The following is a 15451-nucleotide window of genomic DNA, read 5'->3' on the forward strand; positions in this document are numbered from 1 at the left end:
CGTGGCCGGTCCACAGCCTGGCGTCCTCCACACCACAGCGCCTCCTCGAGGCCGCCGGCTTCGTGAGGACACATGCTCACGTCATGGTTGCCTACACCGGAAGCGCCGGACCTGTACGACCGCTGCTCGTCACCGCCTCTGAGCAGCGGCTCGAGTCCGTTCTCCGCCTGTGCGCGGCCGCAGGCGTCGAGCCGAACGTGTGCGCCGACGTGGGTGCCGCGCGCCAGCTCTGGCCGCGGGCGGGCCTCGTCGTGATCGGCGACGACGCCCTCGACGAGGTGGCCTCGGCCGCGCTGGAGCGACGAGCTGACGTCGTCGTGATCGCCGACGAGTCACCCGACCCGCAGGTGTGGGGCGTGGCGCTCGCCGTCGGTGCCGATCGAGTTCTCGCCCTCCCACGTGACGACAGCACGCTCTGCGACGCTCTCGCCGACGGCGTCGAGGGTGCCGGCCAGGACGCGCCGGTGCTCGCCGTCGTCGGTGGCTGCGGGGGCGCAGGGGCGTCGTCGCTCGCGGCAGCGGTCGCGATGACGGCAACGCGGGACCGGTCGGTCACGGACCGTCACGGTGGCGCGAGCGTGCTTCTGGTCGACGCCGACCCGTGGGGCGGTGGGCTCGACGTGCTGCTCGGGGTCGAGGCGACGCCCGGGCTGCGGTGGAGCGACCTGACAGGCACGCACGGGAGGCTGAGCGGGGCGGCACTGAGCAGGTCGCTGCCGCGGGTCGACGACTTGGCGGTCCTCGCGTGGGATCGCGGGGCGATCGAGCCTGCAGCGCCGGAGACGGTGCGGGCCGTCCTGGCGGCGGGCAGGCGTGTCCATGACCTCGTCGTCGCCGATCTGCCGCGCCACCTCGACACACCGGGCGAGGAGATCCTCGCGCGAGCAACCTCCGTCGTCCTCGTCGTGCCTGACGATGTGCGTGCGGTCGGTGCGGCGTCCGGCGTCGCCGAGGGGCTAGCCGGGTGGGCGAGCAACGTCGGGCTCGTGGTGCGCCGACGACGTCGAGGCCTCCCACCTGAACTGGTCGCGGACACCCTCGGCATGCCGCTGGTGGCGACGGTCGACGACGACCCACGCTTCCGACTCGCGGTCGAGGAGGGCCTCGGGCCGCTCGCCAGGCGTACGTCGGTCCGGCGGGCGGCGCGTGAGGTGCTCGACGTCTTGGGCCCGGAGCTCGGGCGATGAGGCGCGTCTCCCGCACCCTCGATGCTCTTGCCTCGCCGAGCGCCGCTCAGACGCCCGATGAGGGGTTGATCGAGGAGATCCGCGACAAGATCGCCGCCGCGGGAGAGCGTCCCACCGCCGATCGTGTGGCGGCGGCCCTGCGCGCGGGCGGCCACGTCCACGGCGACCGTACGGTCCTCGCCGTCGTCGATGCCCTCCATCGTGAGACCGTCGGCGCCGGTCCGTTGGAGCGTCTGCTTCGGGCCGAGGGCGTGACCGACGTCCTCGTCAACGGGCCCGACGACGTCTACGTCGACCGGGGGTCCGGGCTGGAGCGCACCGACGTGCGCTTCACGGACGACGACGCTGTCCGCCGCTTGGCTCAGCGCCTCGCGGCGGCGGCCGGCCGCCGGCTCGACGACGCCTCGCCCTTCGTCGACGTACGTCTTCCTGACGGGACCAGGCTCCACGCGGTGCTGTCGCCACTCGCCCGGCCCGGCACGGCGCTGTCGCTGCGAGTGCCTGCTCGTCGGGCGTACTCGCTCGACGAGCTTGCCGCGCGGGGTGCGTTCACGGCGGACGTCCGCGGGGTGCTCGCGGCGATCGTCCGGGCGCGGGCGGCCTTCCTCGTCACAGGCGGCACGGGTACGGGCAAGACGACCCTGCTCGCGGCGATGCTCGGTGCCGTGCCTGCGGCCGAGCGCCTCGTGGTCGTCGAGGACGCCAGCGAGCTGCGTCCCGACCACCCGCACGTGGTCGCGCTCGAGGCACGGCCGGCCAACGTCGAGGGCGCGGGTGCGGTGGTGCTGCGCGATCTCGTCCGCCAGGCGCTGCGGATGCGTCCCGACCGGCTGGTCGTCGGCGAGGTGCGCGGGGCCGAGGTGGTCGACCTCCTCGGTGCGCTCAACACGGGACACGAGGGTGGATGCGGCACCCTTCACGCCAACACTCCACGTGACGTCCCCGCGAGGGTCGAGGCGCTGGCGATGGCGGCGGGGATGCCGCGGGCCGCGGTGCACAGCCAGCTCGGTGCCGCGCTCGATCTCGTGGTCCACGTCGCCCGGGACGCGGCCGGACGCCGGCGCGTCGCCGAGGTCGCGACCTTGCAAGGCGCCGGCGACGGCACGGTGGTGTGCGAGACCGCGTGGGCGATCGCGGCCGACGGCAGGAAAGCTCGCGGCCCCGGGGCAGAGCGGCTCGACGAGGTGCTCGGTCGTACGGGTGAGGGCGAGGCGGCGCCGTGAGCGCTGGCGGTTCGTGGGCGGTCGCCGCGATGCTGCTGGCGGCGTTCGGGACATGGCTCGGAGCCGGGCCGTCAGGCTCCGGCCGGATCGTGCCTCGGGCCTTCGAGGCGGCGGGCGCAGTGCGGTCGCGGCCTCGCGCGTCGTGGGTCTGGCTCGTCGGTGCAATCGCGGTCGTCGTCCTCGCCTGGTGGGGAGTCTCCTTCGTGGCCATCGCGGTCGTGTCCGGTGTCGTCGCAGTCGTGGCGCGGTTGCGTGCACGCGGACGACGCCGCGCAGACGGTCGCCGGCTCCACGCCGAGATCGCGGGCGCGTGTGAGGCGCTCGCGTCCGAGCTCGCCTCCGGGTCGCCGGCCTCGCTCGCGATCGACCGGGTCGCCAGGGACTTCGTCGTGCTCGCCACCGTCGCCTCCCACGCGCGGTTGGGCGGCGACGTCGTCACAGCGCTGCGGGCGGCCTCCACTGCGCCTGGTGCAGAAGGCCTCCGCGACGTCGCCGCCGCCTGGTCCGTGAGCGCGCGCAGCGGTGCGAGCCAGGCGGCGATCCTCGATCGCGTTGCCGAGATGCTCCGCGAACGTGACGACCTCTTGCGTGAGGTGGACGCGGCCCTCGGATCTCCTCGCGCGACGGCACGGCTGCTCGCGGTGCTGCCCGTCCTCGCCCTCGCCCTCGGTGTGGCGCTCGGCGGAGACCCACTCGGCTTCTTGCTGGGTGGGGGCCTCGGCTCGTGGTGCCTGGCGGGCGGGGCGGCACTCGCGGTCGCAGGGGTGCTGTGGGTCGAGCGCCTCACGGAGTCGGCCGCGAGGTGAGCCTGCTCGCCGCCCTTCTCGCGTGCCTGGCGGTCGCGCTCGCTGCGGATGACTCCGGCCGGGCGCGGTTGCGTGACCTTCGCGCTCAGCAGACCGCTCCGACCCCCGGCCGTCCACGACCGGGCTGGCTCACCTCGCACTGGTTCGCGGGCGCGCTCGCCGTCGTTGCGGTCTCTCAGGTGGTGGGCGGAGTGTCGGGTATGGTCCTGGGCCTCCTCGCCGGGGCGGGCGTCACCTGGTGGGTGAGCAGGCTCGAGCCTGCCGCGCACCGGCGCCAGCGTGAGCGAGAGATGAGGGACCTGCCGCTCGCGCTCGACCTGGTCGTGGCGGCGGTGGTCGCGGGGCGGCCGACCATGCAGGTCCTGGCCGTCGTCGCCGACGCGGTTGACGGCCCACTGGGCGCGCGTCTGCACGGCGTCGTCGCGCGGCTGAGCCTCGGCGCCGATCCGGCCGCCGTGTGGCGCGAGCTGCACGACGATCCCGTGCTCGCCCCCTTGGCTCGCGCGTTCGCCCGTGCGGCGCGCAGCGGCACCGCCGTGAGACGGGTGCTCGAGCGCGCCGCGGACGACCTGCGTGCCGTCCAACGTGCCGCCGCTCTGGAGCGTGCGCGCGCCGTGGGGGTTCGTACGGCGGCACCGCTCGGCGCCTGCTTCCTGCCAGCCTTCCTGCTGCTCGGTGTGGTCCCCACGGTGGTGGCGACCTTCGCGTCGCTCGACCTCTGACGCTGCACGCGCGCCTCCACAACCGGGCGCCTTCCCCAGCCGAGGCTCGCTCCGCGTCAGGAGGGAGAAGACGGACCCACCTTGTAGGTGCGCCCGAGCGGCGGGCGTCACGACACCGATCGAGGAGAGCGACATGCGATACCTGAAGCAGCTGCGGGCACGTGCCAACGAGCAGGGGATGACCACCTCCGAGTACGCCGTCGGCACCGTGGGTGCCTGCACCGTCGGCGGCGCCATCTACACCATCGCGACGTCGGACTGGTTCAACGACTTCGTCAAGGGCGTTTTCGAGAAGGGGATCGAGCTGCTCCCGTTCATGTGAGCACGCCCGAGGCTCGGCGGGTCCGGCGGTCGCACCCGACCGCTGGACCCGGTCCACGGTGAGAGGAGAAGCGGTGGCGGCAGGTGGAGGACGTGAGCGAGGGATGGTGACGGCAGAGACGGCGATGGTCCTGCCGTTCCTGGTCGCCCTGGCGTTCGCGCTCGTGTGGGTGGTGAGCCTCGGGGTCACCCATGTGCGGCTGGTCGATGCGGCGCGAGAGGGAGCGCGCATGGCCGCTCGCGGCGACGACAGGGAGGATGTCGTCGATGCCGTGGAGCAGATGGCTCCCGAGGGGGCCACGGTGGAGGTCGTCGACGGGGAGGACGAGGCGACGACCCGGGTGATCGTGCGCCTGAGGTCCCGCGTCGAGCTGCCCGTCGTCCGGCAGCTCGCGGTCGACCTCGACGCGTCCGCGGTGAGCGCCGACGAGTCCGCGAGCCGACCGTGATCGGCCGTCTGTCAGCGCTGCGGACCGAGGGGGGAGCGGGCGCGGTCTACGGTCTCGTGGTGGTGACGGTTTTTGCGACCGCGTTCGCGATCGCTGTGCAGGTCGCGGCGCTCGCGCGGCTCCAGCACCAGGTCACCGCTGCCGCAGACCTGACGGCGCTCGCCGCCAGCGGGTCGGCTGACGGCGGTGGCGACGGGTGCGCCCAGGCGGAGCGCATCGCCGCGGCCAACGAGGTCCGGCTTCGCTCGTGCGCGCTCGACGCCGCGGTCGCCACCGTCGTCGTCGAGCGCAGCGCGCGGACGTGGGGCGTGACCCTCACCCTGAAGCGCACGGCGAGGGCGGCGCCGCGCGACTACGTCCCCGCGGCCGGAGGTGGGCGATGAGGGCCCTCGTCCGCTCCGCCCTCGCCGGCGAAGTCGTCCGGCTCGTACGGCGGCTCCTCGCGAGGGGTCTTCGATGTCGGTTCCGACAGTGCGGAGGGCTCCGCGGGACGCGACTCCTGCGCGCGCTGCTGCTCCAGCCGGCGGTGCTCCTTGCGAAGCTGACGGTTCTCCTTGCGCACCTGGTACGAGCGGCGCAGCCCGCGCGTGATCAGTCCCAGGCCGACGACGGCGACGAGCATGCTGCCCGCGCCGATCCAGAAGGCGCCGACGCCGTCGGTCGTGACGTCCCACCCGAGGAACTCCACCGAGACTGCCTCGGTGGCTTCCACGGAGACGACGACACCCACGAGAACGGCCAGCGCCAGCAGCAGGACACCCAGAGCGATCATCGACATCCCCCTCGCGATGGTGGAGCCACCCTAACGAGATTCGGCGTCTCCCACCGGGGACGTGGCCGCGGCACCCGGAGCGTCGGGCGCGTCCGCGAGCAGCGCGTCGAGCAGGACGACGGCACCGCGCTTCGACAGCGGGTTGTTGCCGTTGCCGCACTTCGGCGACTGCACGCAGGAGGGGCAGCCGACGTCGCACCCGCACGAGGCGATCGCGTCGCGCGTCATCGACAGCCAGCGGTGCGCGACGTCGTACCCCCGCCGGGCGAAGCCCGCACCACCAGGGAGGCCGTCGTGCACGAAGACGGTGAGCATCCCCGTGTCGGGGTGGAGGGCGGTCGAGACCCCGCCGATGTCCCAGCGGTCGCAGGTGGCGAGCAGCGGGAGAAGGCCGATCGACGCGTGCTCGGCCGCATGGGCGGCTCCCGGCACCTCGGCCGGGTCGAGCGCGAGCGACTCGACGACCCGACCGGGCAGCGTCCACCACACCGCAGTGGTCCGCAGCGTGTGCTCGGGCAGGTCGAGCGGCATCTCTCCGAGGACCTGCGCGCTGCCCGAGCGCCGCTTCACGTACGACACGACGCGGCTGGTCACGTCGACGTCTCCGAAGGCGACAGTCGCCCGGCCCCACGGCACGGCGTCGCGCTGGTCGACGATCGCGATGTCGGTCACCGACCGGGCGGTGGTCGTGTAGTCCGGACGGTCGGGCCGTACGAGGGCGACGCCGTCACCGGGGTCGTACTGCTCGACCACGTAGGTCTCGCCGCGATGCACGTAGACAGCACCCTCGTGCACGGTCGCGTCGGCGCGTCCACCATCGACGGTGCCGAGGAGGCGGCCTGTGTCGTCGTCCACGATCTGCACCGCGGGCCCTCCCACCGAGCGGATGTCGACGAGGTCGGCCGCGCGCTCACGCTTCGTCCAGAACCACCCCTGCGGACGCCGTCGCAGCCATCCCGCGGCGGTGAGGGCAGCCACCCCCTCGGCGGCGCCCTCCCCGAACAGGCCGAGGTCGCCGTCGGTCAGCGGGAGCTCCTGTGCGGCCGCGGCGAGGTGCGGGCCGATCACGTGCGGGTTGGACGGGTCGAAGACCGTGCCTTCCACGGGAGCACCGAGGAGGGCCTCCGGGTGATGCACCAGATAGGTGTCGAGCGGGTCGTCGCGGGCGACGAAGATCCCGACGGCGCGGGACCCGTCGCGCCCCGCCCGCCCGAACTGCTGCCGGAGCGCCGCACGGGTGCCAGGGAAGCCCGTGGTGACGACAGCGTCGAGACCGGCCACGTCGATGCCCAGCTCGAGCGCGTTGGTGCTCGCCAGGCCGAGCAGGGACCCGCTCCTCAGGTCGCGCTCGATGGCGCGACGCTCCTCCGGGAGGTAGCCGCCGCGATAGGTCGTCACGCGCTCGGGCAGCGACGCGTCGACCTCGGCGAGCATCCGCCGCGCCGACATGGCGACGGACTCCGCACCGCGGCGAGACCGGACGAAGGCGAGGGTGCGCACGCCGGACGCGACCAGGTCGGTGAGCAGCCCGGCGGCCTCGACCGACGCAGGCCGTCGTACGGGGGCGCCGTTCTCGCCCGCCCCGGCGTCGACGAGCGGCGGCTCCCAGAGCGCGAGCGCGACCTCCCCCTTCGGCGCGGCGTCGTCGGTGACCGCGTGCACGTCGAGCCCGGTGAGCCGCGAGGCGGAGACACCGGGGTCGGCGACCGTCGCCGAAGCGAGCACGAACGTCGGGTCTGCGCCGTAGTGGGCAGCGATCCGACGGAGCCGGCGCAGGACGTGGGAGACGTGCGAGCCGAACACCCCGCGATAGTGGTGGCACTCGTCGACGACGACATAGCGCAGTCCCGACAAGAATCGCGCCCATCGGCTGTGCGAGGGCAGCACGGTGCGGTGCAGGAGATCGGGGTTGGTCACGATGTAGTTGGCGTGGTCGCGGGCCCACTGGCGTTCCTCGCGCGTGTTGTCGCCGTCGACCGCTGCCGCGCGCACCGCCTCCCAGCCGGCCGTGAGGACGTCGAGCCCTTGCAGCTGGTCGTGGGCGAGCGCCTTCGTCGGTGCGAGATAGAGGACGGTCGGGCCGCGGCCGCGCCGCTCGTCGGCTGCTCTGCCCGCGCCGAGCGCAGTGAGAGCCGGCAGCTGGTACGCCGCCGACTTGCCGGAGGCCGTCCCGGTGGCCACGACGACGTGTCGTCCGGAGTGCGCGAGGTCTGCCGCCTCGACCTGGTGGGCCCACAGGGTGTCGATGCCGACAGAGCGCAGTCGAGTCCGCAGCGCGTCGTCGACCCAACTGGGCCACTGCGCATGAACGGCGGTGCGGGCCTCCTCGCGTGCGAGGTGGACGAGCCGGCCGTCGGAGGCCCCGGGCAGCCGCAGCAAGGTCTCGATCGGATCGGCCACCCTACGAGTCTCCCAAGACCGGCAAACGAGCCCACGAGCAGCCAGGCAGGAACCCCACGGGGAGCAGCGTCCGCGTGGTTGAATTGTGCCTGTCCCGCTGTCGTACGAGCAGGAGCCCGCGGTGGACCTGTCACTCGAGACCCGAGCGCTCGACGGCTTCCGCATCGTCGAGGTTGCGGGCGAGATCGACGTCTACACGGCGCCGCGCCTGCGGGAGGCGCTCGCCGATCTCATCGAGAGCGGCCACCACCACGTCATCGTCGACGTGGAGAAGGTCGACTTCCTGGACTCCACCGGACTCGGGGTCCTCGTCGGCGGTCTGAAGCGCGTCCGTGCCTACGACGGCAGCCTTGACGTCGTCTGCACCCGTGCGCGTCTCCTCAAGATCTTCGAGATCACCGGGCTCACTAAGGTGTTCGGCATCTTCGGCACGGTCGACGACGCCGTCGCCGCGCACGCCGCCTGAACGCCGTTCACCGCGCCGCTCACACCGTCCCAGGGCCGTACAGCCGCCCCAGGGCGGGCTGACGTCACGTCCCTGACACAAATCCGCGTGTCTGTCGCCGAAACGGTTGTGTCGTACGTCACGTTGCTGATTGTCTGTTCGGGCACGCCTGAGTCAGCGCTTCACCGCGCGATGCCGAGGAAGGATCCGCATGTCCTACGTTCCCCTGGCAGCATCCGAAGACCTGTCCCTCACGGGTACGAACCTGGGGTTGGTCGTCGGAGTCGCCGTCATCGGCGTCATCTCATTGGTGATGGCCGCGGTGTTCCGCAAGCAAGTCCTCGAGGCCGCCGAAGGCACCGAGCGGATGCAGGAGATCGGTCGGGCGGTCCAGGAGGGCGCCTCGGCCTACCTGACACGGCAGTTCAAGACGCTCGGCGTCTTCGTCGTGCTGGCCTTCCTGCTCCTGTTCATCCTTCCTGGCGATGCGAATATCCGCGTCGGACGCTCGATCTTCTTCCTCGTCGGCGCGTTGTTCTCCGCGACGATCGGCTATCTCGGCATGTGGCTCGCCGTGCGCGCCAACGTGCGGGTCGCCGCCGCCGCGCAAAACGAGGGGCGTGACCCGGCGATGCGGATCGCCTTCCGGACCGGAGGCGTCGTCGGCATGTCGACCGTCGGCCTCGGGCTTCTCGGTGCCGCGGTCGTCGTCCTCATCTACAAGGGTGAGGCGCCGTCGGTGCTCGAGGGCTTCGGCTTCGGCGCCGCGCTGCTCGCGATGTTCATGCGAGTCGGCGGAGGCATCTTCACCAAGGCCGCAGACGTGGGCGCCGACCTCGTCGGCAAGGTGGAGCAGGGCATCCCCGAGGACGACCCGCGCAACGCCGCCACGATCGCCGACAACGTGGGCGACAACGTCGGCGACTGCGCCGGCATGGCCGCCGACCTCTTCGAGTCGTACGCGGTCACGCTCGTGGCCGCACTCATCCTCGGCTCGGTGACCTTCGGCGAGCACGGTCTCGTCTTCCCGCTGATCGTCCCGGCGATCGGCGCGCTCACCGCGATCCTCGGCGTCTTCCTGACACGCCCACGGGCGGGCGAAGGCGGCCTCACCACGATCAACCGCGCGTTCTACCTCTCCGCGATCGTCTCAGCGGTGGGATGCACGATCGCCGCGTTCATCTATCTGCCCTCCAGCTCGGAGGACCTCGTTGACGCCGGTGGCGTCACCGCGATCGAAGGCTTGTTCGGGCAGCTCGGCCTCGGTTCGCAGGCAGGCGAGTTCAACCCGCAGGTCGTCGCCATCGTCGCCGTGCTCATCGGCATCGTCCTGGCGTCCGTGATCCTCGCGCTGACCGGCTACTTCACCGGCACTGAGCACTCTCCGGTCAAGGACGTCGCCAAGACTGCGCTCACCGGTCCGGCCACCGTCATCCTCTCCGGGTTCTCGCTCGGCCTCGAGTCGGCGGTCTACACGGCCCTGGTGATCGGCGCAGCGGTGTACGGGGCGTTCCTCCTCGGCGGTGGTGCGCTCCTGGTCTCGCTGTTCGCGGTGGCGTTGGCGGGCTGCGGCCTGCTCACCACCGTCGGCGTGATCGTCGCGATGGACACGTTCGGTCCCGTGAGCGACAACGCGCAGGGGATCGCCGAGATGTCGGGCGACGTCGACGAGAACGGCGCCCAGATCCTCACCGAGCTCGATGCGGTCGGCAACACCACCAAGGCGATCACCAAGGGCATCGCGATCGCGACGGCCGTGCTCGCGGCGACCGCGCTGTTCGGAGCGTTCACCGACACGATCACCCGGGAGGCGGCGAGCATCACCGACGCGAGCGGGATCGCGGTCGGCGACCTGCTCGGCCTGCTGGGCGTGCTCAACATCGCCGAGCCCAACAACCTCGTCGGTCTGATCATCGGCGCCTCGGTGGTGTTCCTCTTCTCGGGCCTGGCGATCGCCGCCGTCGGGCGCGCCGCCGGCGCCGTCGTGTACGAGGTTCGTCGCCAGTTCCGCGAGATCCCCGGGATCATGGAGGGCACCGGTCGTCCTGAGTACGGTCGTGTGGTCGACATCTGCACCCGTGACTCACTGCGCGAGCTGGCGACGCCGGGAGTGCTCGCGATCTTCGCGCCGATCGCCGTCGGCTTCGGGCTCGGGGTCAGCGCACTCGGCTCGTACCTCGCCGGCGCGATCGGTGCGGGCGCTCTGATGGCGGTCATGCTCGCCAACTCCGGCGGCTCGTGGGACAACGCCAAGAAGCTCGTCGAGGACGGCCACTACGGCGGCAAGGGCTCCGACGCCCACGAGGCGACCATCATCGGCGACACGGTCGGCGACCCGTTCAAGGACACTGCGGGCCCGTCGCTCAACCCGCTCCTCAAGGTGATGAACCTCGTCGCGCTCCTCATCGCACCGGCCGTGGTGACGCTCTCGTACGGGGCTGACTCCAACGACGTGCTGCGCTATCTCATCGCCGGCGTCTCGGTCGCGATCATCGTCGCCGCGGTCGTCGTCTCCAAGATGCGCCGGTCGGCGATCACCGACGATCCGGGGAGCGCCGACGGCGGCGACGGCGGCGGCCACGGCACCGATCCGGACGCGCTGCAGGAGCCCGGGGTCGACTACGAGCCGACCAGCGACGAGGACCGCGAGCCTCGCCGAGGCCCGGTGCCGGGTGCCCCGGAGTACGACGAGTCCGGTTGGCAGGACCCCCGTCCGATCTGACCCTGAGGCGAGGGATGATCCGAGGTCCAGCGTGGGCGGCACCGCCGCCTACGCTGGACCCCATGCTCCGGGACTCCGACGCCGCCGCCCTACGTGACGCCCTCCGTACCGCGGACTACACGGTCGGGGCGGTCACGGACCTCCTCGGCGCCGACGCCCACCGGGCGCTCATGCGCAACGAGACCACGCCCGGGAGGCGCGCGACCACCGACGGATCCCCGCTGTCGACGCTGACGCGACTGTTTGCGCTCCAGGTGCCGGTGGCGGTCGAGCAGGCCGAGCGTGCGCTTCCCGGCCTCGTCGACGCGCTGTCGGTCGCCGGGATCCTCGAGCGCTCCGTGTCCGAGGTCGCCGCGCGCGTCGACCTGCGGGCGTACGGCGACGACTGGCGCGACTGGTGGGTCGTCTGCGACCTCACCCCTGGTCTCGACGGCTCGCCCCGTACGGTCGGCCCCGAACACGTGCTCGGCATCAGCGAGGCCTCGTCGTCGCTGGCCCAGCTCACCGTCCGCGAGCCTGTCGGCAGTGCGCTCGACCTCGGCACGGGGTGCGGCGTCCAGTCCCTCCACCTGGCGACCCACGCCGACCGTGTCGTCGGGACGGATGTGAACCCGCGGGCGCTCGCGATGGCGCGCCTGACGGCGTCGCTCAACGCCGATGACCCGTCTGTGCCAGTGTTCGAGGTCCGCGACGGCAGCCTGCTCGCGCCCGTGCGCGGCGAGACGTACGACCTGATCGCGACGAACCCGCCGTTCGTCGTCTCCCCGGCCACCGGGGAGCGGCTCGTCTACCGCGACTCGGGCCTGCCGGGCGACGAGGTGGTGCGACGGATCGTCACGGAGGCTCCTGCCCACCTCAACCCCGGCGGCTGGTGCCAGATCCTCGCCAACTGGGTCCACGCCGAGGGCCAGCCCTGGACCGAGCGCCTCACCGAGTGGCTGTCCGGCACCGGCTGCGACGCGTGGGTGCTGCAGCGTGAGGTCGCCGACCTGCCGACGTACGTCGAGATGTGGCTCGCCGACGCGGGCCTGCAGGGCGCGCCCGACTACGTCCAGCGGTACGACACGTGGCTGGCGTGGTTCGAGTCCCAGGGCATCGAGGCGATCGGGTTCGGGTGGCTGAGCCTGCGCAACGCCGGCCGTGACGCGCCCGTGCTGCGGCTGGAGGAGTGGCCGTACGAGATCGAGCAGCCCATCAGCCCGCACATCGCGGCATGGGGCGCCCGCACGGACGCGTACGCCCACGCCACCGACGACGAGCTCCTCGCCGCACACCTCGTTCAGGCCGACGGGCTGGTCCAGGAGACCGTCGGCCCGGCCGGTGCGTCGGACCCGGAGGTCATCATGGTCCGCCTCCAGCGCGGTGTCCGCCGGGCCAAACAGCTCGACACGGTCGAGGCGGGGCTCGTCGGCGCCTGTGACGGCGATCTCTCGGTGGGGCAGATCATCGACGCGCTCGCCCAGATCCTCGGGCATGACGCCACCGAGCTGCGGGCCGCCACGCTCCCGTCGGTACGCACGCTGGTGGCCGACGGCTACCTGCGCTGACCAGCGGCTTGCGGAGTGACCCGCGACACGACGAAGCGACACCCGTACACGAACTCTTGTGATCACGCGCTACCTTGGCCGCGTCGCGCCTTTGCGACGCACTGCGATCCCCGCGTGGCGGGTGACGCAGGGACTGCACACGACCAGGAGCACCCCACCAGTGACCTCTCTCGTCATCGTCGAGTCGCCGAAGAAGATTGCCCAGATCGCGGGCTACCTCGGCAAGGGCTACGTCGTCGAGGCCTCGTTCGGCCACGTCCGCGACCTGCCCAACGGCGCTGCCGAGGTGCCTGCGAAGTACAAGGGACAGCCCTGGGCGCGGCTCGGAGTCGACGTCGACGGCGACTTCGACCCCGTCTACGTGGTGCCGGCGGACAAGAAGGCGCAGATCGCCAAGCTCAAGAAGCTCCTCAAGGAGTCGGACGAGCTCATCCTCGCGACCGATGAGGACCGCGAAGGCGAGGCGATCGCCTGGCATCTGGTGGAGGAGCTGAAGCCGAAGGTCCCGGTCAAGCGGATGACCTTCAACGAGATCACCCCGCAGGCCATCCAGGCGGCCATCGCCAACACCCGCGACATCAACGAGGACCTCGTCGACGCGCAGGAGACCCGCCGCATCCTCGACCGTCTGTACGGCTACGAGGTCAGCCCGGTCCTCTGGAAGAAGGTCATGTCCGGCCTGTCCGCGGGCCGCGTGCAGTCAGTCGCGACGCGGATGGTCGTCGAGCGCGAGCGGGAGCGCCGTGCGTTCCGCTCCGCCTCGTACTGGGATCTCGATGCCCGCCTCGACGCCGGCGAGAGCAAGGATCCGCGTGCGTTCCCGGCACGGCTGCTCTCGGTCGGAGGCGCCCGGGTGGCGCAGGGCCGTGACTTCGACTCCGAGGGGCAGCTCACCAGCTCCGAGGTCGTCCACCTCGACGAGGCCCGCGCCTCCGCCCTCGCCGACGGCCTGCGCGAGCAGACCTTCACGGTCCTGTCGATCGAGTCCAAGCCGTACACCCGCCGCCCGTACGCCCCGTTCCGCACCGTCACGCTGCAGCAGGAGGCCGGCCGCAAGCTCGGCTGGGGCGCGCAGCGGGCGATGCAGGTGGCGCAGCGCCTGTACGAGGGCGGCCACATCACCTACATGCGTACCGACTCCACGACGCTCTCGCAGACCGCGCTGAACGCCGCGCGGGCGCAGGTCCGCGAGCTGTACGGCCCGGACTACCTGCCGGACGCGCCGCGCACGTACGCCTCCAAGGTCAAGAACGCCCAGGAGGCGCACGAGGCGATCCGTCCGGCCGGCGAGACGTTCCGTACGCCAGCAGAGACGGGCCTGTCGGGCGACGAGTTCCGCCTGTACGAGCTGATCTGGATGCGCACGATGGCTTCGCAGATGAAGGACGCCAAGGGCAACACCGCGACCGTACGGATCGGTGCGACCTCGACGAGTGGCGAAGAGTGCGTGTTCACGTCGTCCGGCCGCACGATCACGTTCTACGGGTTCCTCAAGGCGTACGTCGAGGGTGCGGACGACCCCGAGGCGGACTCCGACGACAAGCAGACGCGCCTGCCCGACGTCGCGCAGGGCGACACGGTCACCGTCGACTCGCTCGAGGCAGCCGGCCACACCACGAAGCCGCCGGCCCGCTACACCGAGCAGACCCTGATCGGCGAGCTGGAGAAGCGTGAGATCGGCCGCCCGTCGACGTACGCGTCGATCATCCAGACGATCCTCAACCGCGGCTACGTCTACAAGAAGGGCAACGCCCTCGTCCCGTCGTGGGTGGCGTTCTCGACCGTCCGGCTGATGGAGCGGCACTTCGGGCGGCTCGTGGACTACGCGTTCACGGCGACGATGGAGGATGTCCTCGACGAGGTCGCCGCCGGCCGTGAGGAGCGCCCCGCGGTGCTGCACGGCTTCTACTACGGCGACAACGCGGGCGACACCGGCCTCAAGCGCCTCGTCGACGACCTCGGCGACATCGACGCGCGCGAGCTGTCGACGTTCGAGATCGGTGACGGCATCGCGCTGCGTGTCGGCCGCTACGGGCCGTACCTCGAGGGGCCGGACGCCGACGGCGTGCTCCAGAGGGCCAACGTCCCCGACGACCTGCCGCCCGACGAGCTGACGCTCGACAAGGCCAAGGAGCTTCTCGCCAACCCGGCCGGCCAGGACCGCGAGCTCGGCACCGACCCGGAGACGGGCCTCACCGTGGTCGCCAGGAACGGACGCTTCGGCCCGTACGTCACCGAGGTGCTGCCCGAGGATGCGCCCAAGAAGGAAAAGCCTCGTACGGGGTCGCTGTTCAAGTCGATGGACCTCGACACCGTGACGATCGACGACGCGGTCAAGCTGCTGTCGCTGCCGCGCGTGGTCGGCACCGACCCCGAGAGCGGCGACGAGATCACGGCGCAGAACGGTCGCTACGGGCCGTACCTCAAGAAGGGCACCGACTCGCGTTCGCTGGAGACCGAGGACCAGATCTTCTCGATCACGCTGCCGGAGGCGTTGGCGATCTATGCCCAGCCCAAGCAGCGCGGACGTCGTGCGGCGGCTGCCCCGCTCAAGGAGCTCGGCGACGACCCGGAGTCCAAGAAGCCCGTGGTGGTGAAGGACGGGCGCTTCGGTCCGTACGTCACCGACGGCGAGGTCAACGCGACGCTGCGCAAGGGCGACGAGGTCGACACGATCACGCTGGCGCGTGCGGCCGAGCTGCTCGCCGAGAAACGCGCCAAGGGGCCTGCGAAGAAGACGGCCCGCAAGGCGCCGGCCAAGAAGACCGCGGCCAAGAAGACGGCTGCCAAGAAGGCGCCGGCCAAGAAGACCGCGGCGAAGGCAGCCGCCAAGAAGTCGACCACGAAGAAGGCCTGA

Annotated in this window: 13 protein-coding genes; 11 read left to right on the plus strand and 2 right to left on the minus strand. The window is 71.7% G+C overall.

All coding sequences use genetic code 11. The annotated features are described in order from the left end of the window. The first annotated feature begins 83 nt into the window (after positions 1-83). The 7 genes from ssd to H4N58_RS01695 all read left to right on the plus strand — a co-directional run bounded on the left by ssd (position 84) and on the right by H4N58_RS01695 (position 5091). On the plus strand, positions 84-1187 hold the full coding sequence (gene ssd / locus H4N58_RS01665; protein ID WP_167249311.1) for a septum site-determining protein Ssd: 1104 nt from the start codon (positions 84-86) through the stop codon (positions 1185-1187). Next, on the plus strand, positions 1184-2410 hold the full coding sequence (locus tag H4N58_RS01670) for a TadA family conjugal transfer-associated ATPase (protein ID WP_167001251.1): 1227 nt from the start codon (positions 1184-1186) through the stop codon (positions 2408-2410). Before ssd ends, H4N58_RS01670 begins: the two co-directional genes overlap by 4 nt. Beyond that, positions 2407-3216, plus strand: coding sequence for a type II secretion system F family protein (locus H4N58_RS01675; RefSeq protein ID WP_167249309.1), 810 nt, complete (start codon positions 2407-2409; stop codon positions 3214-3216). Before H4N58_RS01670 ends, H4N58_RS01675 begins: the two co-directional genes overlap by 4 nt. Next, a complete protein-coding gene (locus tag H4N58_RS01680) occupies positions 3213-3938 on the plus strand; it encodes a type II secretion system F family protein (RefSeq protein ID WP_208322234.1) in 726 nt (241 codons plus the stop codon). Before H4N58_RS01675 ends, H4N58_RS01680 begins: the two co-directional genes overlap by 4 nt. Before the next feature lie 133 nt (positions 3939-4071). Then, positions 4072-4260, plus strand: a complete 189-nt coding sequence (locus H4N58_RS01685; RefSeq protein ID WP_167001256.1) for a DUF4244 domain-containing protein — start codon at positions 4072-4074, stop codon at positions 4258-4260. 73 nt (positions 4261-4333) lie between these two features. Next, entirely contained in the window at positions 4334-4708 is a 375-nt protein-coding gene (locus H4N58_RS01690) for a TadE family protein (RefSeq protein ID WP_167001258.1), read from the plus strand. Beyond that, positions 4705-5091 carry an Rv3654c family TadE-like protein gene (locus H4N58_RS01695; RefSeq protein WP_167001260.1) on the plus strand — a complete coding sequence of 129 codons (387 nt, stop codon included), beginning with the start codon at positions 4705-4707 and terminating at the stop codon, positions 5089-5091. Before H4N58_RS01690 ends, H4N58_RS01695 begins: the two co-directional genes overlap by 4 nt. Here the strand turns inward: H4N58_RS01695 and H4N58_RS01700 are convergent. Together H4N58_RS01700 and H4N58_RS01705 are read right to left on the minus strand one after the other, a co-directional pair. After that, on the minus strand, positions 5061-5480 hold the full coding sequence (locus H4N58_RS01700) for a LapA family protein (protein WP_167001262.1): 420 nt from the start codon (positions 5478-5480) through the stop codon (positions 5061-5063). The genes H4N58_RS01695 and H4N58_RS01700 overlap by 31 nt on opposite strands. 30 nt (positions 5481-5510) lie before the next feature. Further along, a complete protein-coding gene (locus H4N58_RS01705) occupies positions 5511-7880 on the minus strand; it encodes a DEAD/DEAH box helicase (RefSeq protein WP_243842857.1) in 2370 nt (789 codons plus the stop codon). A gap of 121 nt (positions 7881-8001) precedes the next feature. Here H4N58_RS01705 and H4N58_RS01710 point away from each other — a divergent pair, with 121 nt between their 5' ends. The 4 genes from H4N58_RS01710 (at position 8002) to topA (ending at position 15451) form a co-directional block, all read left to right on the plus strand. Continuing rightward, positions 8002-8346 carry an STAS domain-containing protein gene (locus H4N58_RS01710; protein WP_167001266.1) on the plus strand — a complete coding sequence of 115 codons (345 nt, stop codon included), beginning with the start codon at positions 8002-8004 and terminating at the stop codon, positions 8344-8346. Between the two features lie 190 nt (positions 8347-8536). After that, entirely contained in the window at positions 8537-11047 is a 2511-nt protein-coding gene (locus H4N58_RS01715; protein WP_167001267.1) for a sodium-translocating pyrophosphatase, read from the plus strand. 62 nt (positions 11048-11109) lie between these two features. After that, the gene (locus tag H4N58_RS01720) at positions 11110-12594 is read left to right on the plus strand and encodes a methyltransferase (RefSeq protein WP_167249307.1); all 1485 of its coding nucleotides are present in this window, start codon (positions 11110-11112) and stop codon (positions 12592-12594) included. A gap of 160 nt (positions 12595-12754) precedes the next feature. Then, positions 12755-15451, plus strand: coding sequence for a type I DNA topoisomerase (gene topA / locus H4N58_RS01725; RefSeq protein ID WP_167249305.1), 2697 nt, complete (start codon positions 12755-12757; stop codon positions 15449-15451).

It is taken from the genome of Mumia sp. ZJ1417, from assembly GCF_014127285.1.
Lineage (GTDB): Bacteria > Actinomycetota > Actinomycetes > Propionibacteriales > Nocardioidaceae > Mumia.

Coding starts and splice junctions, on each gene's coding strand:
- ssd (WP_167249311.1), top strand. CDS start 84: ATGGTTGCCTACACCGGAAGCGCCGGACCTGTACGACCGCTGCTCGTC.
- H4N58_RS01670 (WP_167001251.1), top strand. CDS start 1,184: ATGAGGCGCGTCTCCCGCACCCTCGATGCTCTTGCCTCGCCGAGCGCC.
- H4N58_RS01685 (WP_167001256.1), top strand. CDS start 4,072: ATGCGATACCTGAAGCAGCTGCGGGCACGTGCCAACGAGCAGGGGATG.
- H4N58_RS01700 (WP_167001262.1), bottom strand. CDS start 5,480: ATGATCGCTCTGGGTGTCCTGCTGCTGGCGCTGGCCGTTCTCGTGGGT.
- H4N58_RS01715 (WP_167001267.1), top strand. CDS start 8,537: ATGTCCTACGTTCCCCTGGCAGCATCCGAAGACCTGTCCCTCACGGGT.
- H4N58_RS01720 (WP_167249307.1), top strand. CDS start 11,110: ATGCTCCGGGACTCCGACGCCGCCGCCCTACGTGACGCCCTCCGTACC.